The sequence below is a fragment of the Blastococcus capsensis genome, from assembly GCF_030165005.1.
Lineage (GTDB): Bacteria > Actinomycetota > Actinomycetes > Mycobacteriales > Geodermatophilaceae > Blastococcus > Blastococcus capsensis.
The window spans coordinates 361,660-380,469 of the sequence record NZ_JASNNW010000001.1; the positions used below are offsets into that span (position 1 = coordinate 361,660).

Here is an 18,810-nt window from a genome sequence, read left to right on the forward strand (position 1 = left end):
CCGCCGCGTGTCCCAGCCATTCGGGGTCTTCCCGTCCAAGCCGTCTGCCATGGGCAGCCTCTTCGGGGACGGCACGACCCTGATCGGTGCGGTCCACCTGCCGCCTCTCCCGGGCAGCCCGGCCTACCGCGGCCAGACGGTCGCGGAGCTGTGCCGCTTCGCCGTCGAGGAGGCGCGGGCCTACACCGGCAACGGCTTCGACTCCGTCATCGTCGAGAACCACGGGGACCTGCCCTTCCTCAAGCCGGGCGAGCACGGGTACGAGGTGGCCGCGACGATGGGCGTGGTCACCGCTGCGGTGGTCGCCGAACTCGGGCCCCGGGTGGGCGTGAGCGTGCTCTCGAACGCCGGCGAGTGCTCCGTGGCAGCCGCCTGGGCCGCCGGAGCGGGATGGGTCCGGGTCAACCAGTGGGCCAACGCCTACGTCGCCAACGAGGGGATCATCGAGGGGCAGGCCGCCCGTACCACCCGGTACCGGCACGGAATCGGCGCAGATGACGTCAAGGTCTTCGCCGACGTGCACGTCAAGCACGGCGCCCACGCGATCGTCGCTGACCGCACGCTGGCCGAGCAGACGGAGGACGCGGAGTTCTTCGACGCCGACGTGCTGATCGCCACCGGCTCGCGGACCGGCCACGCCACGTCCGTGGCGGAGGTCATCGGGATCCGTGACCACACCCAGCTCCCGGTGATCATCGGGAGCGGGGTGGATCCGACCAACGTGGCCACGCTGCTCGCCGAGTGCGACGGCGCGATCGTCGCCTCGGCGGCGAAGGAGAACGGCCGCTGGTGGGGCCGCGTCGCACCCGAGAAGGTGCGCACCCTGGCGCGGGCGGCCGGGCGGTGATCGTCTTTTGCGGCTACGCCAACCTCGACGTCGTCGCGCGCGTTCCGGAGTTCCCCCGTCCGGACGAGCGCGTCCACGCGACCGGGATGGAGCACCTGCCCGGCGGGATGGCCGCCAACGCCGCGGTGGCCGCCGCCCGAGCCGGCGCCGTCGTCGCATTCTCGGGGGCGGTCGGTGACGACGCGCTGTCGCGGCGGTTCCTGGAGCAGCTGGCCGACGAAGGTATCGACGTGACCTGGACCGACCGGTCCTCCTTCCTCTCGACCGCGGTGGTGCTGGTAGACGTCGAGGGCCGCCGGGCCGTCGTGAGCCAGGACGACGCACTCGGAACCGGCCACGTCCTGGCCACGGCGGAGCGGCTGGGCGCTGCGGGAGGCGGGCTCCTCTACCTCGACGGCTACCGCGCCGCGCACGTGGGCGTGGCCGCACGTCCGGGGATCACCGTGGCGGTCGACCTCGACGGCTGCGAGGACCGCGATCAGGCTCTGGACGCCATCGGGTCCGCGGGGCATGTCGTGATCGGCCGACGGAGGCTGGAGGAGCTGCTCGACGTCCCCCGTGACACGTGGGCCGGGCTGGCCGCGACGACGGGCACCCACCTGCTCGTCACCGACGGCTCCCGCGGCTGGCTGCTGCACGAACCCGGCGGGGCCGTGGTCACCAGCCCCGCTCTGCCCGTCGCCGTGGTGGACGACACCGGCGCGGGCGACTGCTTCACCGGCACCTATCTGGCCGGTATCGACGCCGGTCTCAGGCCCGCGCGAGCGGCCGCCCGCGCCGGGGTGGCGGCGAGCCTGTCCTGCAGCGTCCACGGCGCGCGGGGCGCTCCCGGACCGGCGGCCGTCGACACCGCTCTCGTGCGCGTCCCCACGACGGACCGGGAGGAGGTCCCGCGAACCGGATGACAGGTACGGCACGGCACGAGACGCCCTCCCGCGGCGCCCGGCGCGCCACTGCCCCGAGCCACCCGACATGCGTCACCACGTAGGCCCCGCAACCGCACCGCCACCCCTGGAGGAACCATGAGAAGGACCCTCGCCCTTGCCGCCGGCATCTCGATGCTGGCCTTGAGCGCCTGTGACAGCGCCTCCCCGGAGCCGGCGGACCCGGCGACGACGGAGGGAGACGCGGCCGCCACCAGCTCGCTGCCCGAACCGAGCATCCAGCCGGAGGGCTGCGAGAACGTCGACGAGTTCGAGATCGGGCTCGTGACCATCAACCTGCAAGCCCTCTTCTTCAACCAGATCAACGACGCGGCGCAGGCGATGGCCGACGAGTACGGCGTCGACCTGCAGATCATCAGCGGCAACGACGACTCCGTGACGCAGGCCAACGCCATCAACACCCTCGTGGCGGACGGAGCCGACGCGATCATCGTGGCCGCGGTCGACACCGAGGGCATCAAGCCCGCGATCCGAGCGGCCGACGAAGCGGGCATCCCCGTGGTCGCCGTCGACGCGATCGTGGACGATCCGGCGGTCGACGCCCAGGTCGGGACGGCGAACGCGGAGGGCGGCGCCCAGATCGGCGAGCTGCTGGTCGAGCAGGCGGGCGGGGAGGGCACCGTCGGCATCGTCGGCGCACTGAACAGCACGATCCAGCTCGAGCGTCAGCGGGGCTTCGAGGAGGCTGTGACCGCCGCGGGGATGGAGATCGGCACCGTCGTCGACGGCCGCAACATCCAGGAGAACGCCCAGACCGCCGCGGAGAACCTGCTCACCGGCAACCCCGACCTGCAGTACGTGTACGCGACCGGTGAGCCGGCGCTGATCGGCCTGGCTGCCGCAGTGCGCAGCCAGAACGCGCAGGACCGGATCACCGTCGTCGGCTGGGACCTGGCCGAGCCCGTGGTGGAGGGGCTGGAGGCCGGCTGGATCGCCGGCGTCGTGCAGCAGAACACCTACGAGTTCGGCTACCAGGCGATGGCTGCGGCCATCGACGCGGCCTGCGGCAACCCGGTGCAGGAGGAGTACCCGGTGGACACGCAGATCGTGACCCCCGAGAACTACGAGGACTACCTCTACTACCTGGAGGGCTGAGACATGGCTGGCGAGACCGAGGACCTCCTCGTCGAGCTCAAGGGCATCACCAAGTCCTACGGGCCGGTGCAGTCGCTCCGAGGCGTCGACCTGACCCTGCGTCGCGGGGAGGTTCTCGGCCTCGTCGGCGACAACGGTGCCGGCAAGTCCACGCTGATGAAGGTGCTGGCCGGGGCCGTGCAGCACGGGGGCGGGGAGATCCGTGTCCACGGCCGGCCGGTTCGCTTCGCCAACCCGGCGGACGCCCAGGCCGAGAAGATCGGCATCGTCTACCAGGACCTCGCGCTCTGCGACACGATCGACGTCGCCGGGAACCTCTTCCTCGGCCGGGAACCCCGCAAGGGCCCCTTCATCGACCGTCGGACGATGCACGAGCAGGCCGCCCAGATCCTGTCAGACCTGCACGTCAAGGTGTCCTCCACGCACCAGGAGATCGGAACGCTCTCCGGGGGACAGCGGCAGACGGTGGCGATCGCCCGGGCGGTTTCCTTCAAGCCCGACGTGCTGATCCTCGACGAGCCCACGGCGGCCCTCGCGGTCGCCGAGGTGGAGTCGGTGCTGCGCCTCATCACGGACGTCGCTGCCCGAGGGGTCGGCGTCATCCTCATCACCCACCGTCTGCAGGACCTGTTCCGCGTCTGCGACCGGATCACCGTGATGTACGAGGGGCAGAGCGTGGACGACGTCCCGATCGACCAGCTCGACATCGAGAAGCTGGTCGCGCTCATCACCCGCTCGGAGCCGCAGAAGGCACAGAAGGAGGTGTCACCATGACGGCGACCACCGCACCGGCGTCCACGGAGACCACCCGGCAGCTGGCCCGGCAGCAGTCCTGGTGGGAGCGGTCGAACAAGGCCACGATGGTCATGGCCGGCGTGACGGCGGCCGTGTGCGTCTTCTTCGCGCTGGCCTCCGACACCTTCCTGACGTTCGCCAACGTCTCGAACCTGGCGACCCAGGTGGCCCCGGTCCTCATCGTCGCCGTGGCGATGACCTTCGTGATCACCGCGGGCCAGATCGACCTGTCCGTGGGGTCGATCATCGCGTTCGTCTCCGCCGTGAGCGCCCAGTTGCTGGCCGCCGGTTGGGACTCGTCGATCGTGCTGATCGCCGGCCTGGTCATGGGCGCCGGCTGGGGGATGGTCAACGGCTGGTTCACCGCCTATGCCGGCATCCCGGCGTTCATCGTCACCCTCGCGACCCTGTCGGTCATCCGGGGCATCGCCCTGCTCACCACGCAGGGCTTCTCGGTGCCGATCGACTTCGACACCTTCTTCGCCCAGCTCGGGTCGGCGCGGTGGCTCGGGCTCTCCAGCAGCGCCTGGATCGCCCTGGTCGTCGTCGTGCTGGGCCTGGTCGTCCTCCACCGGACGCCGTTCGGCCAGTACGTCATCGGCACCGGCGCGGCCGAGGAGTCGGTCCGGCGGGCCGGGGTGAACGTCCGTCGGGTGAAGTTGATGGCGCTGACGCTGTCCGGCCTCGCCGCCGGTATCGCCGGGATCCTGGTGGCCGCGCGGCTCGGTTCCGGGTCGGCCAACTCCGCCCAGGGCTTCGAGCTGACGGTCATCGCCGCCGTCGTCCTCGGCGGCACGAGCCTCTTCGGCGGCCGGGGCACGGTGGTGGGCACGCTCATCGGCGCCATCCTGATCACCGTCATCGCCAACGGCCTGACGCTCGTCGGGGTCAGCCCGTTCCTGACGCCGATCATCACCGGCACCGTGCTCCTCGCGGTGATCTGGGTCAACCTCCGCGGCAAGGACATCGGTCAGGCGCTCCGCTCTCTGGTCGCCGGCAGATGAGCGTCGTCCGGACGGTGCTGGGCGACGTGCTGTCGTCCGACCTCGGGGTGGTGCTGCCGCACGAGCACCTGGCGAACGACAACGGAGCTGCGTTCCGGCCGGCCGCCGACCCGTGGGTCGCCGCCCTGCTCGACCGACCCGTCAGCGCCGGGCTGGCGTGGGTGCTCGGCGACCATCCGTACGAATCACGGGACAACTGCCGCCTGGACGACGACGACGCCATGGCCGCCGATCTGCGTTCCTTCGCCGCGGCGGGGGGCCGGACGGTGGTCGATCTGACCCCGCCCGGCATCGGCCGGGCACCGGAGCGGCTCGTCGCGCTCTCCCGGGACACCGGGGTGCAGGTGGTGATGGGGTCGGGGTGGTATCTCGGCCACACCCACCCGGAGCACCTGGCCACCGCGACGGAGGAGGCGTTGACGGCCGAGCTCGTCGCCGAGTTCGATCCCTCCCGCGACCTGCGGCCCGGCGTGATCGGGGAGATCGGCGTCTCGCCCTCGTTCACGGCTGAGGAGCGGAAGGCCCTGCGCGCGGCCTGCGCGGCGCAGCGGGTCGTCGGCGTGCCGCTGTTCATCCACCTCCCTGGCTGGCAGCGGCGGGCGCACGAGGTGCTCGACGTGGTGGTGGACGAGCAGGGCGTGGAGCCGGCGGCCGTGGTCCTCTGCCACCTGGACCCGTCCGGATCCGACCGCGGCTACCAGTCGTCGGTGGCCGACCGCGGGGTGTCGCTGGCGTTCGACATGATCGGGATGCCGTTCGACTTCCCCGGCGAGGGACTCTCCCCCGCCCCCGCGGAGTCCGCACGGGCGATCGCCGCCCTCGTGGCGGCCGGCCACGCCGGCCGGATCCTGCTCTCCCACGACCTCTTCCTGAAGGCCATGCTGACCCGCTTCGGCGGCAACGGGCTGGCCTACGTCCCCGTGGTGTTCGCCGACCGTCTGCGGCGGGTGGGTGTGCCGGCGAACCTCGTGACCGCACTGATGACCGACAACCCGCGACGGCTGTTCGAGGCCGCCGCGGCCACCTCTGCACCCGAAGGGCGCTGAACTGTCCCATGGCACGCATCCTCATCGCCGGCGAGAGCTGGATGACGACCTCTACCCACGTGAAGGGCGTCGACGAGTTCTCCGTGCACTCCTATGTGGAGGGGGTGGGCCCGCTGCGGGACGCGCTCACCGCCAGCGGTCACGAGGTCGTCCACCTGCCCGCTCACCTCGTGCCCACGGACTTCCCGGGCACCGCCGACGCCCTGTCCGCCTACGACCTCGTGGTGCTGTCCGACATCGGCGCGAATTCCATCCAGCTGGCCCCCGGGGTCTTCGAGCACTCCCGGCCGGGCCACGACCGGCTGGCGGCACTGCGGGACTGGGTCGAGAGCGGCGGCGCTCTGCTGATGATCGGGGGCTACCTGTCCTTCAGCGGCTTTCAAGCGCGAGCCGCCTTCCGGCAGACGCCGATCGCCGATGTCCTGCCCGTTCTCATGCTGTCCGAGGACGACCGCGTGGAGTGCCCGGCCGGCGTCCGTCCCGCTGTGGTCGATGCCGAGCATCCGGTCGTCCATGGCACGGGCAGCGACTGGCCCCTGCTGCTCGGTTACAACCGGGTGGTCGCCAAGGAGACGGCGCAGGTGCCCGTCCGGGTCGGCGCGGATCCCCTCGTCGCCGTCGCCGACTACGGGCGTGGTCGCGCGGGTGCCTTCACCTCGGACTGCTCGCCGCACTGGGCCCCGCCGGCCTTCTGCGAGGAATGGCCCGGCTACGGGCAGCTGTTCGACGGACTCGTGCGCTGGTTGGTCGGGCGGTGATCCCCGGCGAGGGGAGGGCAGCGGCCCTCGTGGCCCGGCAGGCCGGTGCGCTCGACGATGCCTGCGGCTGCCGATTCGTCCGTGCCGCCGTCGACGGCACCCTCTCCGACGACGACTTCGCTCGGTACCTCTTCATCGAGGAATCCTTCGTGCTGACCGCAGCACGTGTTCTCGGGCGGGTGGTGTGGGAGTCGACCACCTGGGAGACGCTCCTCCCGAACGCTCGGTCACTCACCAATCTCGTCACCGACCAGCGGTCCTACTTCGGTTCCCTGCGTGGTCGGTGGCCGGTGTCCGGGACGGAGGTGGCCGAGACGGCGGCGCGTGCAGCAGTGCTCTCCGACGTCGTTCTGGCCCAGGTGCGCGACGGCGGCCGGCCGGCCGCGGTCACCGGGATGCTCGCCGCGGAGACGATGTACGCCCGGTGGTGCACGGCCGCCGCTGCCGCGCCGCCGGCCGCCCGGTCACGGAGGCAGCCCGACCTGCAGGCATGGATCGACCTGCACACGCAGCAGGATTTCCTCGACCAGGTGAAGGCGCTGGAGGCCGACGTCGACCGGTTGGGCGAGGACGAGGCGGACGACGGTGACCTCGACCGTTGGTTCGCCGGGGTGCTCGAGGCCGAGATCGCATTCCACGACGCCGTCCGTCCCTGAGTCCGGCGAACGCGGGCTTCCGGCCACGTGCGGTCATCCGTCGCTCGCACGAGCAGCTCCTGGCCGGCTCCCCACCGCCCTTCGCGCGGGGTCGCCGCTATCGGCGGATGACCATGCGGGTCGGACGCCGGATCGCGGGTAGGGCGAGAGGATGTTCGACCCGGCCGTCAGCGACCAGTGGTGGAAGAACGCCGTCGTCTACTCCGTGGACGTCGAGACGTTCATGGACTCCGACGGCGACGGGATCGGCGACTTCCGGGGTCTGACCCATCGCCTGCCCTACCTGTCCGGCCTGGGCGTGACCTGCCTGTGGTTGCTGCCCTTCTACCCGACTCCGGGACGGGACGACGGCTACGACGTGAGCGACTACTACACCGTGGACCCCCGGCTGGGCACGCTGGGCGAGTTCGTCGAGTTCGTCCGCACCGCGCGGGACCTCGGGATCCGGGTGGTGATCGACCTCGTGGTGAACCACACCTCCAGCGAGCACCCCTGGTTCCAGGAGGCCCGCCGCGACCGCAACTCCCGGTACCGCGACTGGTACGTGTGGGCCGACCAGCCGCCGGAGGACGAGGCCAAGGTCATCTTCCCGGACGAGGAGGACAGCAACTGGGCCTGGGACGAGGAGGCCGGGCAGTTCTACCTGCACCGCTTCTACTCGTCGGAGCCCGACCTCAACACCGCCAACCCCGACGTCCGCGACGAGATCCACCGGATCATGGGTTTCTGGCTCGAGCTCGGGGTCTCCGGGTTCCGGGTGGACGCCGCGCCGTACCTCATCGGGGACGCCGGGATCGAGAACCAGATGCCGCAGGACCCGCACCTGATCCTGCAGGACATGCGCGGCTTCCTCTCCCGTCGCCGCGGGGACGCCGTGCTGTTCGGCGAGGTCAACCTGGACCCCGGGGACCGCGAGACCTTCTTCGGTGACGACGGCGACGAGATGACCGGGCTGTTCAACTTCATCCTGTCCGGCGCGGTGTTCACCGCCCTCGCCCGCGGCGAGGCGGCCCCCCTGGCCGAGCACCTCCGGCGGACGCCGCCGCCGCCGCGGACCTCCCAGTGGCTGAACTTCCTGCGCAACCACGACGAGCTGAACCTCTCTCGGCTGCCGACCGAGGAGAAGGAGGAGGTGATGGCCGCCTTCGCCCCGGAGCAGGACATGCGGATCTACGGCCGCGGCATCCGGCGGCGGCTGCCCCCGATGGTCGGCGGCGACCGCAGGCGGATCGAGCTGGCGTTCAGCCTGCTCCTGACCCTGCCCGGGACCCCGGTGCTCCTCTACGGCGAGGAGATCGGGATGGGCGACGACCTGGCGATCGAGGGGCGCAAGAGCGTCCGCACGGTCATGCAGTGGACCGATGGGCGCAACGGCGGCTTCTCCGGTGCCGACGAGCTCGTGGCCCCCGTCGTCGACGACGGCCCGTTCCGCTACCAGGAGGTCAACGTCGCCGAGCAGCGCCGGCGCGAGGACTCCCTGCTCAACCGGGTGGAGCGCGCGATCCGCGTCCGCAAGGAGTCCCCCGAGTTCGGCTGGGGCACCTGGACGGTGCTGGACTCCGGCGACCCGCGGATCCTCGCCCACCGGTGCGACTGGCTGGACGGCACGGTGCTCGCCGTGCACAACCTGTCCGGCGACGACGTCGAGACCCGGATCGACCTGGCCGACGGCAACCGACTCGAGGAGGTCAGCGACATCTTCGGCGGCGACCGCTACGAGCCGCTCGACCCGGACGATCCTCGCGTCTCCCTCGCGCCCTACGGCTATCGGTGGCTGCGCGCGAGGCCCGCGGGCAGCGGGACGGCGCTGTGACCGGCGGGCCGGCCCCCGGCGCGCCGTGGTGGCGCAGCGGCGTGGTCTACCAGATCTACCCCCGGTCCTTCGCCGACTCCTCCGGCGACGGGATCGGGGACCTGGAGGGGATCCGGGCCCGGCTGGACCACCTGAGCTGGCTCGGCGTCGACGCGCTGTGGCTCTCGCCGGTCTACCGCTCGCCCATGGCCGACGCGGGGTACGACATCGCGGACCACTGCGACATCGATCCCCTGTTCGGCGACCTCGCGGCCTTCGACCGGCTCCTGGCCGACGTCCACGACCGGGGCATGCGGCTGATGCTGGACTGGGTGCCCAACCACACCAGCGACCAGCACCCGTGGTTCCTCGACTCCCGCAGCTCCCGCGACTCTGCCCGCCGCAACTGGTACCTGTGGCGGGACGGCGAGCCGGGCACGCCGCCGAACAACTGGCTGGCGCAGTTCACCGGCGGCCCTGCCTGGACCTGGGACGAGGACACCACGCAGTGGTACCTGCACCTGTTCCTCCCCGAGCAACCCGATCTCAACTGGGCCGATCCCGCCGTGCAGGAGGCGATGCACGACGTCCTCCGGTTCTGGCTGCGGCGCGGCGTGGACGGTTTCCGCGCGGACGTCGTCCACCTGATCGGCAAGGACCCGGAGCTGCCCGACCACCCCCCGGAGCTCGTCGGCACCAACGTCGTGCACAGCCACGACCTGCCGGCGACCCACGGCCTGCTGCGCGGGATCCGGGCGGTGCTCGACGAGTTCCCCGGGGACCGCGCCATGGTCGGTGAGGTCAATCTGCGTTCGCCCGCCCTGATCGCCCCCTACTACGGCGCGGGCGACGAGCTGCACCTGGCCTTCAACTTCGTCCCGCTGTCCGGCCCCTGGGAGGCGTCCTTCTGGCGCTCGGTGGTCGAGGAGACCCTCGCGGCGCTGGAGCCCGGCGGTTCCTGGCCGACCTGGGTGCTGTCCAACCACGACAACCCGCGCCACCGCACCCGCTACGGCGGGTCGGAGGCACGGGCGCGGGCGGCCGCCGTCCTGCTGCTGACCCTGCCGGGCACGCCGTTCCTCTACGCGGGCGAGGAACTGGGGCTCGAGGACGCCGTCGTCCCGCCGGACCGGCGGGTCGACCCCGGGGGCCGCGACGGGTGCCGGGCACCGATCCCCTGGACGGCGGACGACGGCCACGGCTGGCCGCCGGAGCCCTGGCTGCCCTTCGCCCCGGACGCCGGCGCGCGCAGCGCCGCCGCACAGCGGGCGGACCCGACCTCGGTCCTGCACCTCTACCGGCGGCTCCTGGCCGCCCGGCGCCGCTCGCCCGCCCTCTCCACGGGTGCCTGGAGGGCCGTGCCGGCTCCCGACGGGGTGCTGGCCTACGAGCGGCAGGCCGGCGCCGACCGACGGGTCGTCGCGGTGAACTTCACCGATGCGCCGGCCCGGTTCCCGCTGGACGAGCCCGCGGCCGTGGAGGTCTCGTCGACCTGTAGCACCGAGGGTGCTGCCTGGGCCGGTGCCCTGGGGCCCGACGCGGCCGTCCTGCTCGCCCCGGCGGGGACGCCCACCGGATGACGGCGGCGGTCGTCGAGAGAGAGTCGACCGGACGGCCGGTGATCCTCGTCGGATCCCGCCCCGCCCGGGTGACCGGGACCGGTGTCGAGGCCCGTTCCCGGACGGGTGGCGGGCAGACTGAACCGCATGAGCGACGGTGAGCACTGGGGCGCCCCTGCGTCGGGCGGGGAACCGGGGCCGGAGCAGCCGGGCACCCAGGCCATCGGGTACGGCGCCGTACGGCCAGCCGCCCTACGGCCAGTCTCCGTACTCGCAGGCTCCGTACTCGCAAGCTCCGTACTGGCAACCTCCGTACGGCCAGCCGCCCTACGGCCAGGCTCCGTACTGGCAACCTCCCTACGGCCAGCAGCCCTACGGCCAGCACCCCTACGGCCAGCACCCCTACGGGCAGGCCCCCTATGGCCATCCCGGCTACGGCGGGTGGCAGTCCCCCAGGACTCGCCCGACCGTGGTGACCTCGGCCGGCGTCCTCGGCATCGTGACCGGCGCGCTCACCGCCCTCGGCTCGCTGGTCATGCTCATCGCGGCGTTGAGCGGCGAGCGCGACGCCGTGACCACGCTGCTGATCCTCGGCCTGCCGTGCGCGGTCGGCCTGATCGCCGGCGGGGTCCGCCTGCTGCAGAGGCACGCACCGGGCCTCCTGTTCGGCTCGGCGCTGGCCGCGATCGGCGTCCTCGCCGTCGCGCTGGTCGCCGGAATGCTCACCCTCGGCGACGAGGACCGGGTCGCCGTCGCCGTCTTCGTGCTCTTCGCCTGCGTGCTGCCGGCCATCACCGCGGTCTTCGCCCGGCTGCGCGCGGTCACCCACTGGGTCGGGGGCTGAGGTCGGAGCCGAACGGCACCGGTCGAGGGCCCGACGGGCTCAGCTGACGTCCTCGTCCACCCAGTCCAGCGACTTGGTCACCGCCTTCTGCCAGTTGCGGTAGTTCCGCTCCCGCTCCTCGGCGGGCATCCGCGGCTCCCAGCGCCGGTCCTCCGACCACTTCGCGGTCAGCTCGTCGAGGCCGGACCAGAAACCGACGGCCAGGCCCGCGGCGTACGCCGCGCCCAGGGCGGTGGTCTCCGCGATCGTCGGCCGGATCACCGGGACGTCGAGCAGGTCGGCCTGGAACTGCATGAGCAGCTCGTTGCCCACCATCCCGCCGTCGACCCGCAGCTCGGTCAGGTCCACGCCGGAGTCGGCGTTCATCGCGTCGAGCACCTCGCGGGTCTGGTACGCGGTGGCCTCGAGCACCGCCCGGGCCAGGTGCCCTTTCGTGACGTAGCGGGTGAGCCCGACGATGGCGCCGCGGGCGTCCGCGCGCCAGTGCGGGGCGAACAGCCCGGAGAAGGCGGGCACGACGTACGCACCGCCGTTGTCCTCGACGGATCGGGCCAGGTCCTCGATCTCGGGGGCTGCCGATATCAGCCCCAGGTTGTCGCGGACCCACTGCACCAGCGACCCGGTGACGGCGATCGAGCCCTCCAGCGCGTACACCGGCTTGGCGTCCCCGAGCTGGTAGCACAGCGTGGTGAGCAGGCCGTTCTCCGACCGGACCGCCTCCTCTCCCGTGTTGAGCAGCATGAAGTTGCCCGTGCCGTAGGTGTTCTTGGCCATCCCGCGCTCGAAGCAGACCTGCCCGAACGTCGCCGCCTGCTGGTCGCCCAGCGAACCGGCGATCGGCACCCCGGCGAGAAAGCCGGACGGGCGTCCGCGGCCGTACTCCTCGGAGTTCGACCGGATCTCCGGGAGCATCGAGACCGGGATGCCCATCTCCCCGGCGATGGACTCGTCCCAGGCCAGCGTCCGGTAGTCCATGAGCATGGTGCGGGAGGCGTTGGAGACGTCGGTGAGGTGCTGCCCGCCGTCCGCTCCGCCGGTCATGTTCCAGATCAGCCAGGAGTCGATGGTCCCCATGAGCAGCTCACCGCGCTCGGCGCGCTCCCGGGCGCCGTCGACGTTGTCCAGGATCCAGCGGACCTTCGGGCCGGCGAAGTACGTGGCCAGCGGCAGGCCGACCGTGTCCTTGTACCGATCGGCTCCACCGCCGAGGGCGCCGAGCTGCTCGACGATCCGGGACGTGCGGGTGTCCTGCCAGACGATCGCGTTGTGGACCGGCCGGCCGGTCGCCCGGTCCCAGACGACCGCCGTCTCGCGCTGGTTGGTGATGCCCACGGCGACGATGTCGGCTGGCCCCACGTCGCTGCGCGCGATGGCCTGGCCGACCACCTCCCGGGTGTTGCGCCAGATCTCCAGCGCGTCGTGCTCCACCCACCCCGCCCGCGGAAAGATCTGCTGGTGCTCCTTCTGGCCGACCGACACGACCGCCCCGTCGTGGTCGAAGATCATGCAGCGGGTGCTGGTGGTGCCCTGGTCGATCGCGGCGACGTACTGGCTCACGGGCGTTCCTCTCGGCCGGGTCGGAGGTCGACGTGGGACAGGGCCGCGCCGGTCGGCGGGCATACGACGAGGACGGCCGATGCCCCGCGTCAGCGGCGCCGGTTCGGCCGGCGGCGCGACTTGTCGGTGTACATGTCGTCGTCGGCCTCGCGCACGACCCGCTCGTAGACCACCTCGGGCTCCTCGCCGCCCCGCACCGTGCCGATGCCGATGCTGATCCCCACGGGCACGCGCGTGCCGTCGAGGTCGAGCGGCTCGGTGACGGTGGTGCGCAGCCGGTCGGCGAGCGCCGCGGCATCAGCCCGCTCGGTGTTCTCGCAGACGATGCTGAACTCGTCGCCGCCCAGGCGGGCCGCGGTGTCGCTGGCCCGCAGCACCGAGTGCAGCCGTTCGGCGAAGGAGACCAGCACGCGGTCACCCATCGGATGACCCAGCTCGTCGTTGATCGCCTTGAAGCCGTCCAGGTCGATGATCAGCACGCAGGTCGGGGTGTCCTCGCGGTGGCCGCGGTCCAGCGCGTGCCGCAGCCGGTCGTGGAACAGCAGCCGGTTGGGCAGCCCGGTGAGCGGATCGTGCAGGGAGCGGTGGACCAGCTGCGCCTCCAGCGCCTTCCGCTCGGTGATGTCCTCGATGATCAGCACCAGGTGCGCGGCCTGCCCCTCGGGGGTCTCGGGCACCCACGAGGCCGTGATCTGCACCGGCACGTCCGAGCCGTCGCTGCAGATCAGGCGGGTTTCCAGCCGCATCGGCCGGTCCGGCTCGGCGGTGAGCATGCCGTACGCCTGCTGCGCGGCGGCGACTGCGTCGGGGTGCACGAAGTCCATCATGGAACGGCCGTGCAGCTCCTCGGCCGAGCGCCCGACCATCTCCGACAGCGCCGGGTTGACGTCGACCAGGAGACCGGCAGGCGTCGTCAGCGCGATCCCCATCGGCGCGTTGGCGAAAGCACTCCGCCGATCCGCCGGGGGCAGCGCATCCGCCACCTCCACCACTTCCCACCTCCCGTACCTGCACCCATCTTGGTGGACGGGGCGCCGGATGTGCTCCCTGGGCCGGTCGCATCCGACCCGGAACGCCTGATCGAGGGAACGACCGGGGCGGGGGGATGATGCGGGCGTAGCCGTTCGCCGCACGGAGGAGACGCAGATGTCCGACTTCGACCTGATCCTGCCCACCTCGGTGGACATCCGCGAAGTGGGCATGCGCGACGGGCTCCAGCTGGAGGCCCCCGTGCCGCTGGAGGCCAAGCTGGCGATGCTGGAGGCCCTCGTGGCCACCGGCGTCCGCCGGATCGAGGCGACGTCGTTCGTGTCCCCGAAGGCCGTGCCTGCACTCGCCGACGCCGACCGGGTGGCGGCGGAGCTCACCCGCTGGCCGGAGGTGCACTGGTCGGCGCTGGTCGCCAACCCGCGCGGCGCCGTCCGTGCAGTGGACGCCGGCGTGGCCGACCTCGAGTACGTCGTCTCCGCCTCCGACGGGCACAGCCGGGCCAACGCCGGGCGCAGCACCGCCGAGGCGGTCGCCGCCGTCGCCGAGATCGCCGCCCTGGCGCACGGCGCCGGGGGATCCCTCGAGGTCATCATCGCGACGGCGTGGGACTGCCCGTTCGACGGACGCACCCCGGTGACCCGCACGGTCGACGTCGCCCGGGCGGCGGTCACGGCCGGCGCCGACCAGCTCTGCCTGGGCGACACCATCGGGACGACGACGCCGCTGCGCGTGGTCACCCTCCTCGACGCAGTCCGGCGCGCGTGCCCGGGAATCGCCGTGGGCGTGCACTTCCACGACACCCGCGGCACCGGACAGGCCAACGCGCTGGCCGCGGTCCAGGCGGGCGTCACGCAGCTCGACGCCTCGATCGGCGGCCTGGGCGGCTGCCCCTTCGCGCCGGGCGCCAGCGGCAACATCGCCACCGAGGAGCTGGTCTACCTGCTGGAGGAGTCCGGCGTCCGCACCGGCCTGGACCTGGAGGCGCTGCTGGCCGCCGGGCGGATCACCGAGGACGCCGTGGGCCACGAGCTGCCCAGCTCGCTGTACCGGGCCGGGGGCCGGTCGGTGCCGCGACCGGCCGAGGATCGCTGATGGCCGCCGACGGGCCCTCCGAGCCGCCCCGGATCGTCGACCCCCGGGTGATGCGCGACGTGCTCGGCCACTTCGCCTCCGGGGTCACCGTGGTCACCGCCGACACCCCCGACGGCCCGATCGGCTTCACCTGCCAGTCGTTCAGCTCGCTGTCGCTGGACCCGCCCCTCGTGGCGTTGGCGCCGGCCCGCACCTCCCGCACGTGGGTACGGCTGCGGGAGATCGGCCGGTTCTGCGTCAACGTGCTGGCCGAGGGGCAGGACGCCGTCTCGCAGAACTTCGCGCGGTCGGGCACCGACAAGTTCGCCGGCGTGCGGTGGACCCCCAGCGCGCACGGCTCACCCGTGCTCGACGACGTCGTGGCCTGGATCGACGGGGAGCTGTGGGCGGAGTACGACGGCGGGGACCACACCATCGTCGTGGCGCGGGTGCTGGGCCTGGGCGCGGCGCCGGACCGCAGCCCCCTGCTGTTCCACCGCGGCGCGTACGGGCTGCTGCGCAGCGGCGAGGCATGATCGGCGGCGGTTCCTCCCGCCGGATCCGGGGCATCTCCGGAACCGGGTGCGCGTGCCCCCGACGCGAGGAGGGATCCGATGGGACTGCTCGACCGGCTCTTCGGCCGCCGGAAGCACCACGACGACCGGCGCTACGCGGGCTATGACGACGGATACGGCCAGGGATACGGTCCGGGTCCCGAGCAGGGCTACGCCCAGCGCCGGCCGCCGTCGGCCGACCAGCAGGCGATCGAGCGGTACCGCTACCTGCTGCGGACCGCCCCGCCGGACCAGATCGAGCAGGCCCACGCGGAGGCCTTCGAGCAGCTCACCCACGCGCAACGCCAGGAGGTGCTGGCCCAGCTGAGCGACGCCGTCCCCGCCGGCGAGCGCCCCGTCGGCGACGACCCGCGGACCCTCGCCCGCGCGGCGACCCGCGCCGAGCTGCGGCAGCCGGGGTTCATGGAGCGCACCTTCGGGCCGGCCCGGGGTGGCTACGGGCCGGCCCGCGGACCCGGGTACGGCGGCGGCTTCGGTGGGCCCGGCATGGGCGGGATCATCGGCGGCAGCATGCTCGGCACCATCGGCGGGCTCGTCGTCGGCACCGCGGTGGCCGACGCGCTGTTCGACACCGGCCCGGGTGACGGCGGGCTGTTCGGCGGCGGGGACGAGGAGGCCTACGCCGCCGGCTACGAGGACGGCGCGGGCGCCGACGGCGACTACGGCGGGGACTTCGGCGGCGGGGACTTCGGGGGCGGGGACTTCTAGTCCGCCGTGCCGCGCCGCCGCAGCAGCAGCAGGCCCAGCACGGGCAGGACCAGCGGCACGAACCCGTAGCCGCGCCCGTAGCCGGACCACACGGTCTCGTCCGGGAAGGCCGCCGGGTCGACCAGCGACAGCGTGCCCACCACCAGGACGCCGACGAGTTCGACGGTGATGGCCACCAGCGCCGTCCGCCGCCCACCGCGGCCGCCCCGCACCAGTGCCACGGTGGCCACCACGTAGACGACCGCGGCGAGGGCGGAGAGCAGGTAGGCCACCGGCGCCTCGGCGAACCGGGTGCTCAGTTGCACCGCCGCCCGGGCACCGGCGGCCAGGGCGAAGATCCCGTACAGCAGCACCAGCACCCGGGCCGGGCCGGTGGACGCCCCGCCGGAGGCCTCCGCGGCCGGGCCCAGCGCGGAGCGGTCAGGCACCGGCGGTCTCCCAGAGCTGCAACAGCCGCCACACCATGACGCCGACCGCCGCCGAGGCGACGGCGAGGACCGTGCCGGCCCAGCGGGTGTGCTCGGACCGGGCCCACAGCACGCCGGCCACCGGGATCAGCAGCACGCCGAACAGGTAGCCGAGGAACGTGGGGGTGTCCGCCGGTGCGTCGCCACCGGCCATGGCGACGCCCGCCACCACCGCCTGCACGACCAGCAGCGCCTCCAGCACGCCGGCCCCTACGAGGTGCAGCAGGCCGATGCGGCGGCCGGCCACCGTCGAGGCCAGCCCGAGGAGGGTGAGCAGCACGGCGACAGCCGTCGCGGGGATCACGAGCACGAGCGTCACCGCGCCCGCCCGGGACGCGAGGAGAGGTGCGGCACGCCCTCATCCTCCCGCCGGGTGCGCCGTCGCCCTGATGCGGGCCCCAGGGCCTGGGGGAGGCGGCGAGCTCGCGGCACGCAGCATCCCTGGCCGGGGTCGGCCGGGCCGACCATTCCGGCACCCCCGACGGAGACCGCGCGGGGCCGGTATGACAGTCCACGAAAACCTCAGGTCGGCTCCCTGTTCGAGCCGGACTGCGGTGACGGGCACCTGGTCGCCGGCGCTCTGCTCGCCGCCCCCGCCCAGGCCGCCCCCTCCGACTCCCCGCTCGCGCCGGTGCAGGACTCCCTGGCCGACCAGCTCTCCTCGCCGGCCGCGGCGACCCCCACCACGGTGCTCGTGCACGGCACCGGCATCACCGCGGCGCGGGCGGCCGTGAGCGCCACCGGCATGCGCCCGGTGACCGAGTTCGAGCGGATCGGCGTCGTGGTCGCCTCCGGCACCGCCGCGCAGATCGAGGCCGCCCGCAGCCGGCCCGGCGTCACCTACCTCGAGGGCAACACGCCCATCGAGTTCACCCAGGAGACGTCCCACACCGCCACCCGCGGCGCGGAAGCGGTGGCCACCCTCACCGGCGCGAACGAGCAGGGCCTGGACGGCAGCGGTGTCTCGGTGGCCGTCATCGACTCCGGCATCGACCCGGACCACCCGTACATCCGCAACCCCGACGGCAGCAGCGCCGTCGTCGCCAACCTCAAGAGCGTGTGCCTGGTGGAGGCCAGCACCACTCCCGACTGCGTGGTCCCGGTCCCGGTCCCGGGCGCCGTCGACACCGACACGCTCGCGGTGGGCGGGCACGGCACGCACGTGAGCGGCATCGTCGCCGGTCGGCCGACGACGCTGACCGACGGCGGGCAGCTCACCGGCGCGACCCCCGGCGGAGCCTGGCCCCGATCTCCACCGGCGCGGTACTGCTCATCGTGGGCGCCGACTCGGCGCTGAACTGGGTGCTGGAGAACCACGAGGCGCCCTGCGGCGACGGCGTGCCGGCGGAGGTCTGCCCGCCGATCAAGGTGACCAACAACAGCTACGGGCCCAGCGGTGGCGGGGAGTTCGACCGAACTCGGCCACGGTGAAGCTGCAGCGCGCGCTGGCCGCCGACGGCGTCGTCACCGTGTGGGCGGCCGGCAACGACGGCGGCGACGGGTCGGCGTCGCTCACCAACCCGCCCGGACAGGACCCGACCGGCGGCATCCTGTCGGTGGCCTCCTACTACGACCAGGACACCGGCACCCGCCTACTACGACCAGGACACCGGCACCCGCGACGGCGTGGTCAGCGAGTACTCCTCCCGCGGTGCCGCGGCCGCCCCCTCGACCTGGCCGGACCTCTCCGCGCCCGGCGAGAACATCACCTCGGCCTGCCGCCCGTACCTGCCGGTCTGCTCCACCGGGCTGGACTTCCGCACCGGCCCGGGACTGCTCGACGTCGGCACCTCCAACACCATCAGCGGGACGTCGATGGCCGCTCCGCACGTGGCCGGCATCGTGGCCCAGCTGTTCCAGGCCGATCCGACGGCGACGCCGGCCGAGATCGAGGCCGCGCTGAAGAGCACCACCCACCGGTACACCGACGGTGCGGCCTACCAGACGGTGGGCGGCTACAGCACCTCCTACGACAAGGGCGCCGGCCTGGTCGACGTCGTTGCCGCGGTGGAGGCGCTCACCGGGTCCGCCGAGCCGGCGGCCCAGCAGGAGGGACGGCGACCGGCGCACGCCGGGCCGAAGCCCCGGGGTTGACCGCCCCC

21 protein-coding genes are annotated in these 18,810 nt (G+C 72.9%); 17 read left to right on the forward strand and 4 right to left on the reverse strand.

Going from position 1 to position 18,810, the window contains the following annotated elements:
* The first annotated feature begins 7 nt into the window (after positions 1-7).
* The 11 genes from QOZ86_RS01675 to QOZ86_RS01725 all read left to right on the forward strand — a co-directional run bounded on the left by QOZ86_RS01675 (position 8) and on the right by QOZ86_RS01725 (position 11,340).
* On the forward strand, positions 8-847 hold the full coding sequence (locus QOZ86_RS01675; RefSeq protein ID WP_284490203.1) for a BtpA/SgcQ family protein: 840 nt from the start codon (positions 8-10) through the stop codon (positions 845-847).
* Entirely contained in the window at positions 844-1,752 is a 909-nt protein-coding gene (locus tag QOZ86_RS01680; RefSeq protein WP_284490204.1) for a carbohydrate kinase family protein, read from the forward strand. The genes QOZ86_RS01675 and QOZ86_RS01680 overlap by 4 nt, the downstream gene beginning before the upstream one ends.
* A 117-nt stretch (positions 1,753-1,869) precedes the next feature.
* Entirely contained in the window at positions 1,870-2,886 is a 1,017-nt protein-coding gene (locus QOZ86_RS01685) for a substrate-binding domain-containing protein (protein ID WP_284490205.1), read from the forward strand.
* A 3-nt stretch (positions 2,887-2,889) separates the two neighbouring features.
* Positions 2,890-3,660, forward strand: a complete 771-nt coding sequence (locus tag QOZ86_RS01690; RefSeq protein WP_284490206.1) for an ATP-binding cassette domain-containing protein — start codon at positions 2,890-2,892, stop codon at positions 3,658-3,660.
* On the forward strand, positions 3,657-4,685 hold the full coding sequence (locus tag QOZ86_RS01695) for an ABC transporter permease (protein ID WP_284490207.1): 1,029 nt from the start codon (positions 3,657-3,659) through the stop codon (positions 4,683-4,685). Before QOZ86_RS01690 ends, QOZ86_RS01695 begins: the two co-directional genes overlap by 4 nt.
* Complete coding sequence (locus QOZ86_RS01700; protein WP_284490208.1) at positions 4,682-5,731, forward strand: phosphotriesterase family protein; 1,050 nt, start codon at positions 4,682-4,684, stop codon at positions 5,729-5,731. Before QOZ86_RS01695 ends, QOZ86_RS01700 begins: the two co-directional genes overlap by 4 nt.
* A gap of 8 nt (positions 5,732-5,739) precedes the next feature.
* A complete protein-coding gene (locus tag QOZ86_RS01705; RefSeq protein ID WP_284490209.1) occupies positions 5,740-6,489 on the forward strand; it encodes a glutamine amidotransferase in 750 nt (249 codons plus the stop codon).
* Positions 6,486-7,145: a TenA family protein gene (locus QOZ86_RS01710; protein WP_284490210.1), complete on the forward strand. Its 660-nt coding sequence runs from the start codon at positions 6,486-6,488 to the stop codon at positions 7,143-7,145. The genes QOZ86_RS01705 and QOZ86_RS01710 overlap by 4 nt, the downstream gene beginning before the upstream one ends.
* A 151-nt stretch (positions 7,146-7,296) precedes the next feature.
* On the forward strand, positions 7,297-8,958 hold the full coding sequence (locus tag QOZ86_RS01715; RefSeq protein ID WP_284490211.1) for an alpha-amylase family protein: 1,662 nt from the start codon (positions 7,297-7,299) through the stop codon (positions 8,956-8,958).
* Positions 8,955-10,517 carry an alpha-amylase family glycosyl hydrolase gene (locus QOZ86_RS01720; RefSeq protein WP_284490212.1) on the forward strand — a complete coding sequence of 521 codons (1,563 nt, stop codon included), beginning with the start codon at positions 8,955-8,957 and terminating at the stop codon, positions 10,515-10,517. The genes QOZ86_RS01715 and QOZ86_RS01720 overlap by 4 nt, the downstream gene beginning before the upstream one ends.
* A gap of 136 nt (positions 10,518-10,653) precedes the next feature.
* Positions 10,654-11,340, forward strand: a complete 687-nt coding sequence (locus tag QOZ86_RS01725) for a hypothetical protein (RefSeq protein WP_284490213.1) — start codon at positions 10,654-10,656, stop codon at positions 11,338-11,340.
* Positions 11,341-11,379: 39 nt separating this feature from the next.
* Here QOZ86_RS01725 and glpK read toward each other — a convergent pair whose 3' ends face one another.
* Together glpK and QOZ86_RS01735 are read right to left on the reverse strand one after the other, a co-directional pair.
* Positions 11,380-12,897: a glycerol kinase GlpK gene (gene glpK, locus QOZ86_RS01730; RefSeq protein WP_284490214.1), complete on the reverse strand. Its 1,518-nt coding sequence runs from the start codon at positions 12,895-12,897 to the stop codon at positions 11,380-11,382.
* A gap of 89 nt (positions 12,898-12,986) precedes the next feature.
* Positions 12,987-13,886 (reverse strand): GGDEF domain-containing protein, encoded by a 900-nt coding sequence (locus QOZ86_RS01735; RefSeq protein WP_284490215.1) that lies wholly within the window; start codon positions 13,884-13,886, stop codon positions 12,987-12,989.
* Positions 13,887-14,043: 157 nt separating this feature from the next.
* On the opposite strand from QOZ86_RS01735, the gene QOZ86_RS01740 reads away from it, so the two are divergent.
* The 3 genes from QOZ86_RS01740 to QOZ86_RS01750 all read left to right on the forward strand — a co-directional run bounded on the left by QOZ86_RS01740 (position 14,044) and on the right by QOZ86_RS01750 (position 16,241).
* Entirely contained in the window at positions 14,044-14,979 is a 936-nt protein-coding gene (locus QOZ86_RS01740; protein ID WP_284490216.1) for a hydroxymethylglutaryl-CoA lyase, read from the forward strand.
* A complete protein-coding gene (locus tag QOZ86_RS01745; protein WP_284490217.1) occupies positions 14,979-15,494 on the forward strand; it encodes a flavin reductase family protein in 516 nt (171 codons plus the stop codon). The genes QOZ86_RS01740 and QOZ86_RS01745 overlap by 1 nt, the downstream gene beginning before the upstream one ends.
* A gap of 78 nt (positions 15,495-15,572) precedes the next feature.
* Entirely contained in the window at positions 15,573-16,241 is a 669-nt protein-coding gene (locus QOZ86_RS01750; RefSeq protein ID WP_284490218.1) for a hypothetical protein, read from the forward strand.
* Here QOZ86_RS01750 and QOZ86_RS01755 read toward each other — a convergent pair.
* Both QOZ86_RS01755 and QOZ86_RS01760 read right to left on the reverse strand, forming a co-directional pair.
* Entirely contained in the window at positions 16,238-16,669 is a 432-nt protein-coding gene (locus QOZ86_RS01755) for a hypothetical protein (protein WP_284490219.1), read from the reverse strand. The two genes, QOZ86_RS01750 and QOZ86_RS01755, sit on opposite strands and share 4 nt — an antisense overlap.
* A complete protein-coding gene (locus tag QOZ86_RS01760) occupies positions 16,662-17,012 on the reverse strand; it encodes a hypothetical protein (protein WP_284490220.1) in 351 nt (116 codons plus the stop codon). Before QOZ86_RS01760 ends, QOZ86_RS01755 begins: the two co-directional genes overlap by 8 nt.
* Positions 17,013-17,339: 327 nt before the next feature.
* On the opposite strand from QOZ86_RS01760, the gene QOZ86_RS01765 reads away from it, so the two are divergent.
* The 3 genes from QOZ86_RS01765 to QOZ86_RS01775 all read left to right on the forward strand — a co-directional run bounded on the left by QOZ86_RS01765 (position 17,340) and on the right by QOZ86_RS01775 (position 18,802).
* Positions 17,340-18,005: a S8 family serine peptidase gene (locus QOZ86_RS01765; RefSeq protein ID WP_284490221.1), complete on the forward strand. Its 666-nt coding sequence runs from the start codon at positions 17,340-17,342 to the stop codon at positions 18,003-18,005.
* Positions 17,984-18,139 (forward strand): hypothetical protein, encoded by a 156-nt coding sequence (locus QOZ86_RS01770; RefSeq protein ID WP_284490222.1) that lies wholly within the window; start codon positions 17,984-17,986, stop codon positions 18,137-18,139. The genes QOZ86_RS01765 and QOZ86_RS01770 overlap by 22 nt, the downstream gene beginning before the upstream one ends.
* 195 nt (positions 18,140-18,334) lie before the next feature.
* A complete protein-coding gene (locus QOZ86_RS01775) occupies positions 18,335-18,802 on the forward strand; it encodes a S8 family serine peptidase (protein WP_284490223.1) in 468 nt (155 codons plus the stop codon).
* Positions 18,803-18,810: the final 8 nt, after the last annotated feature.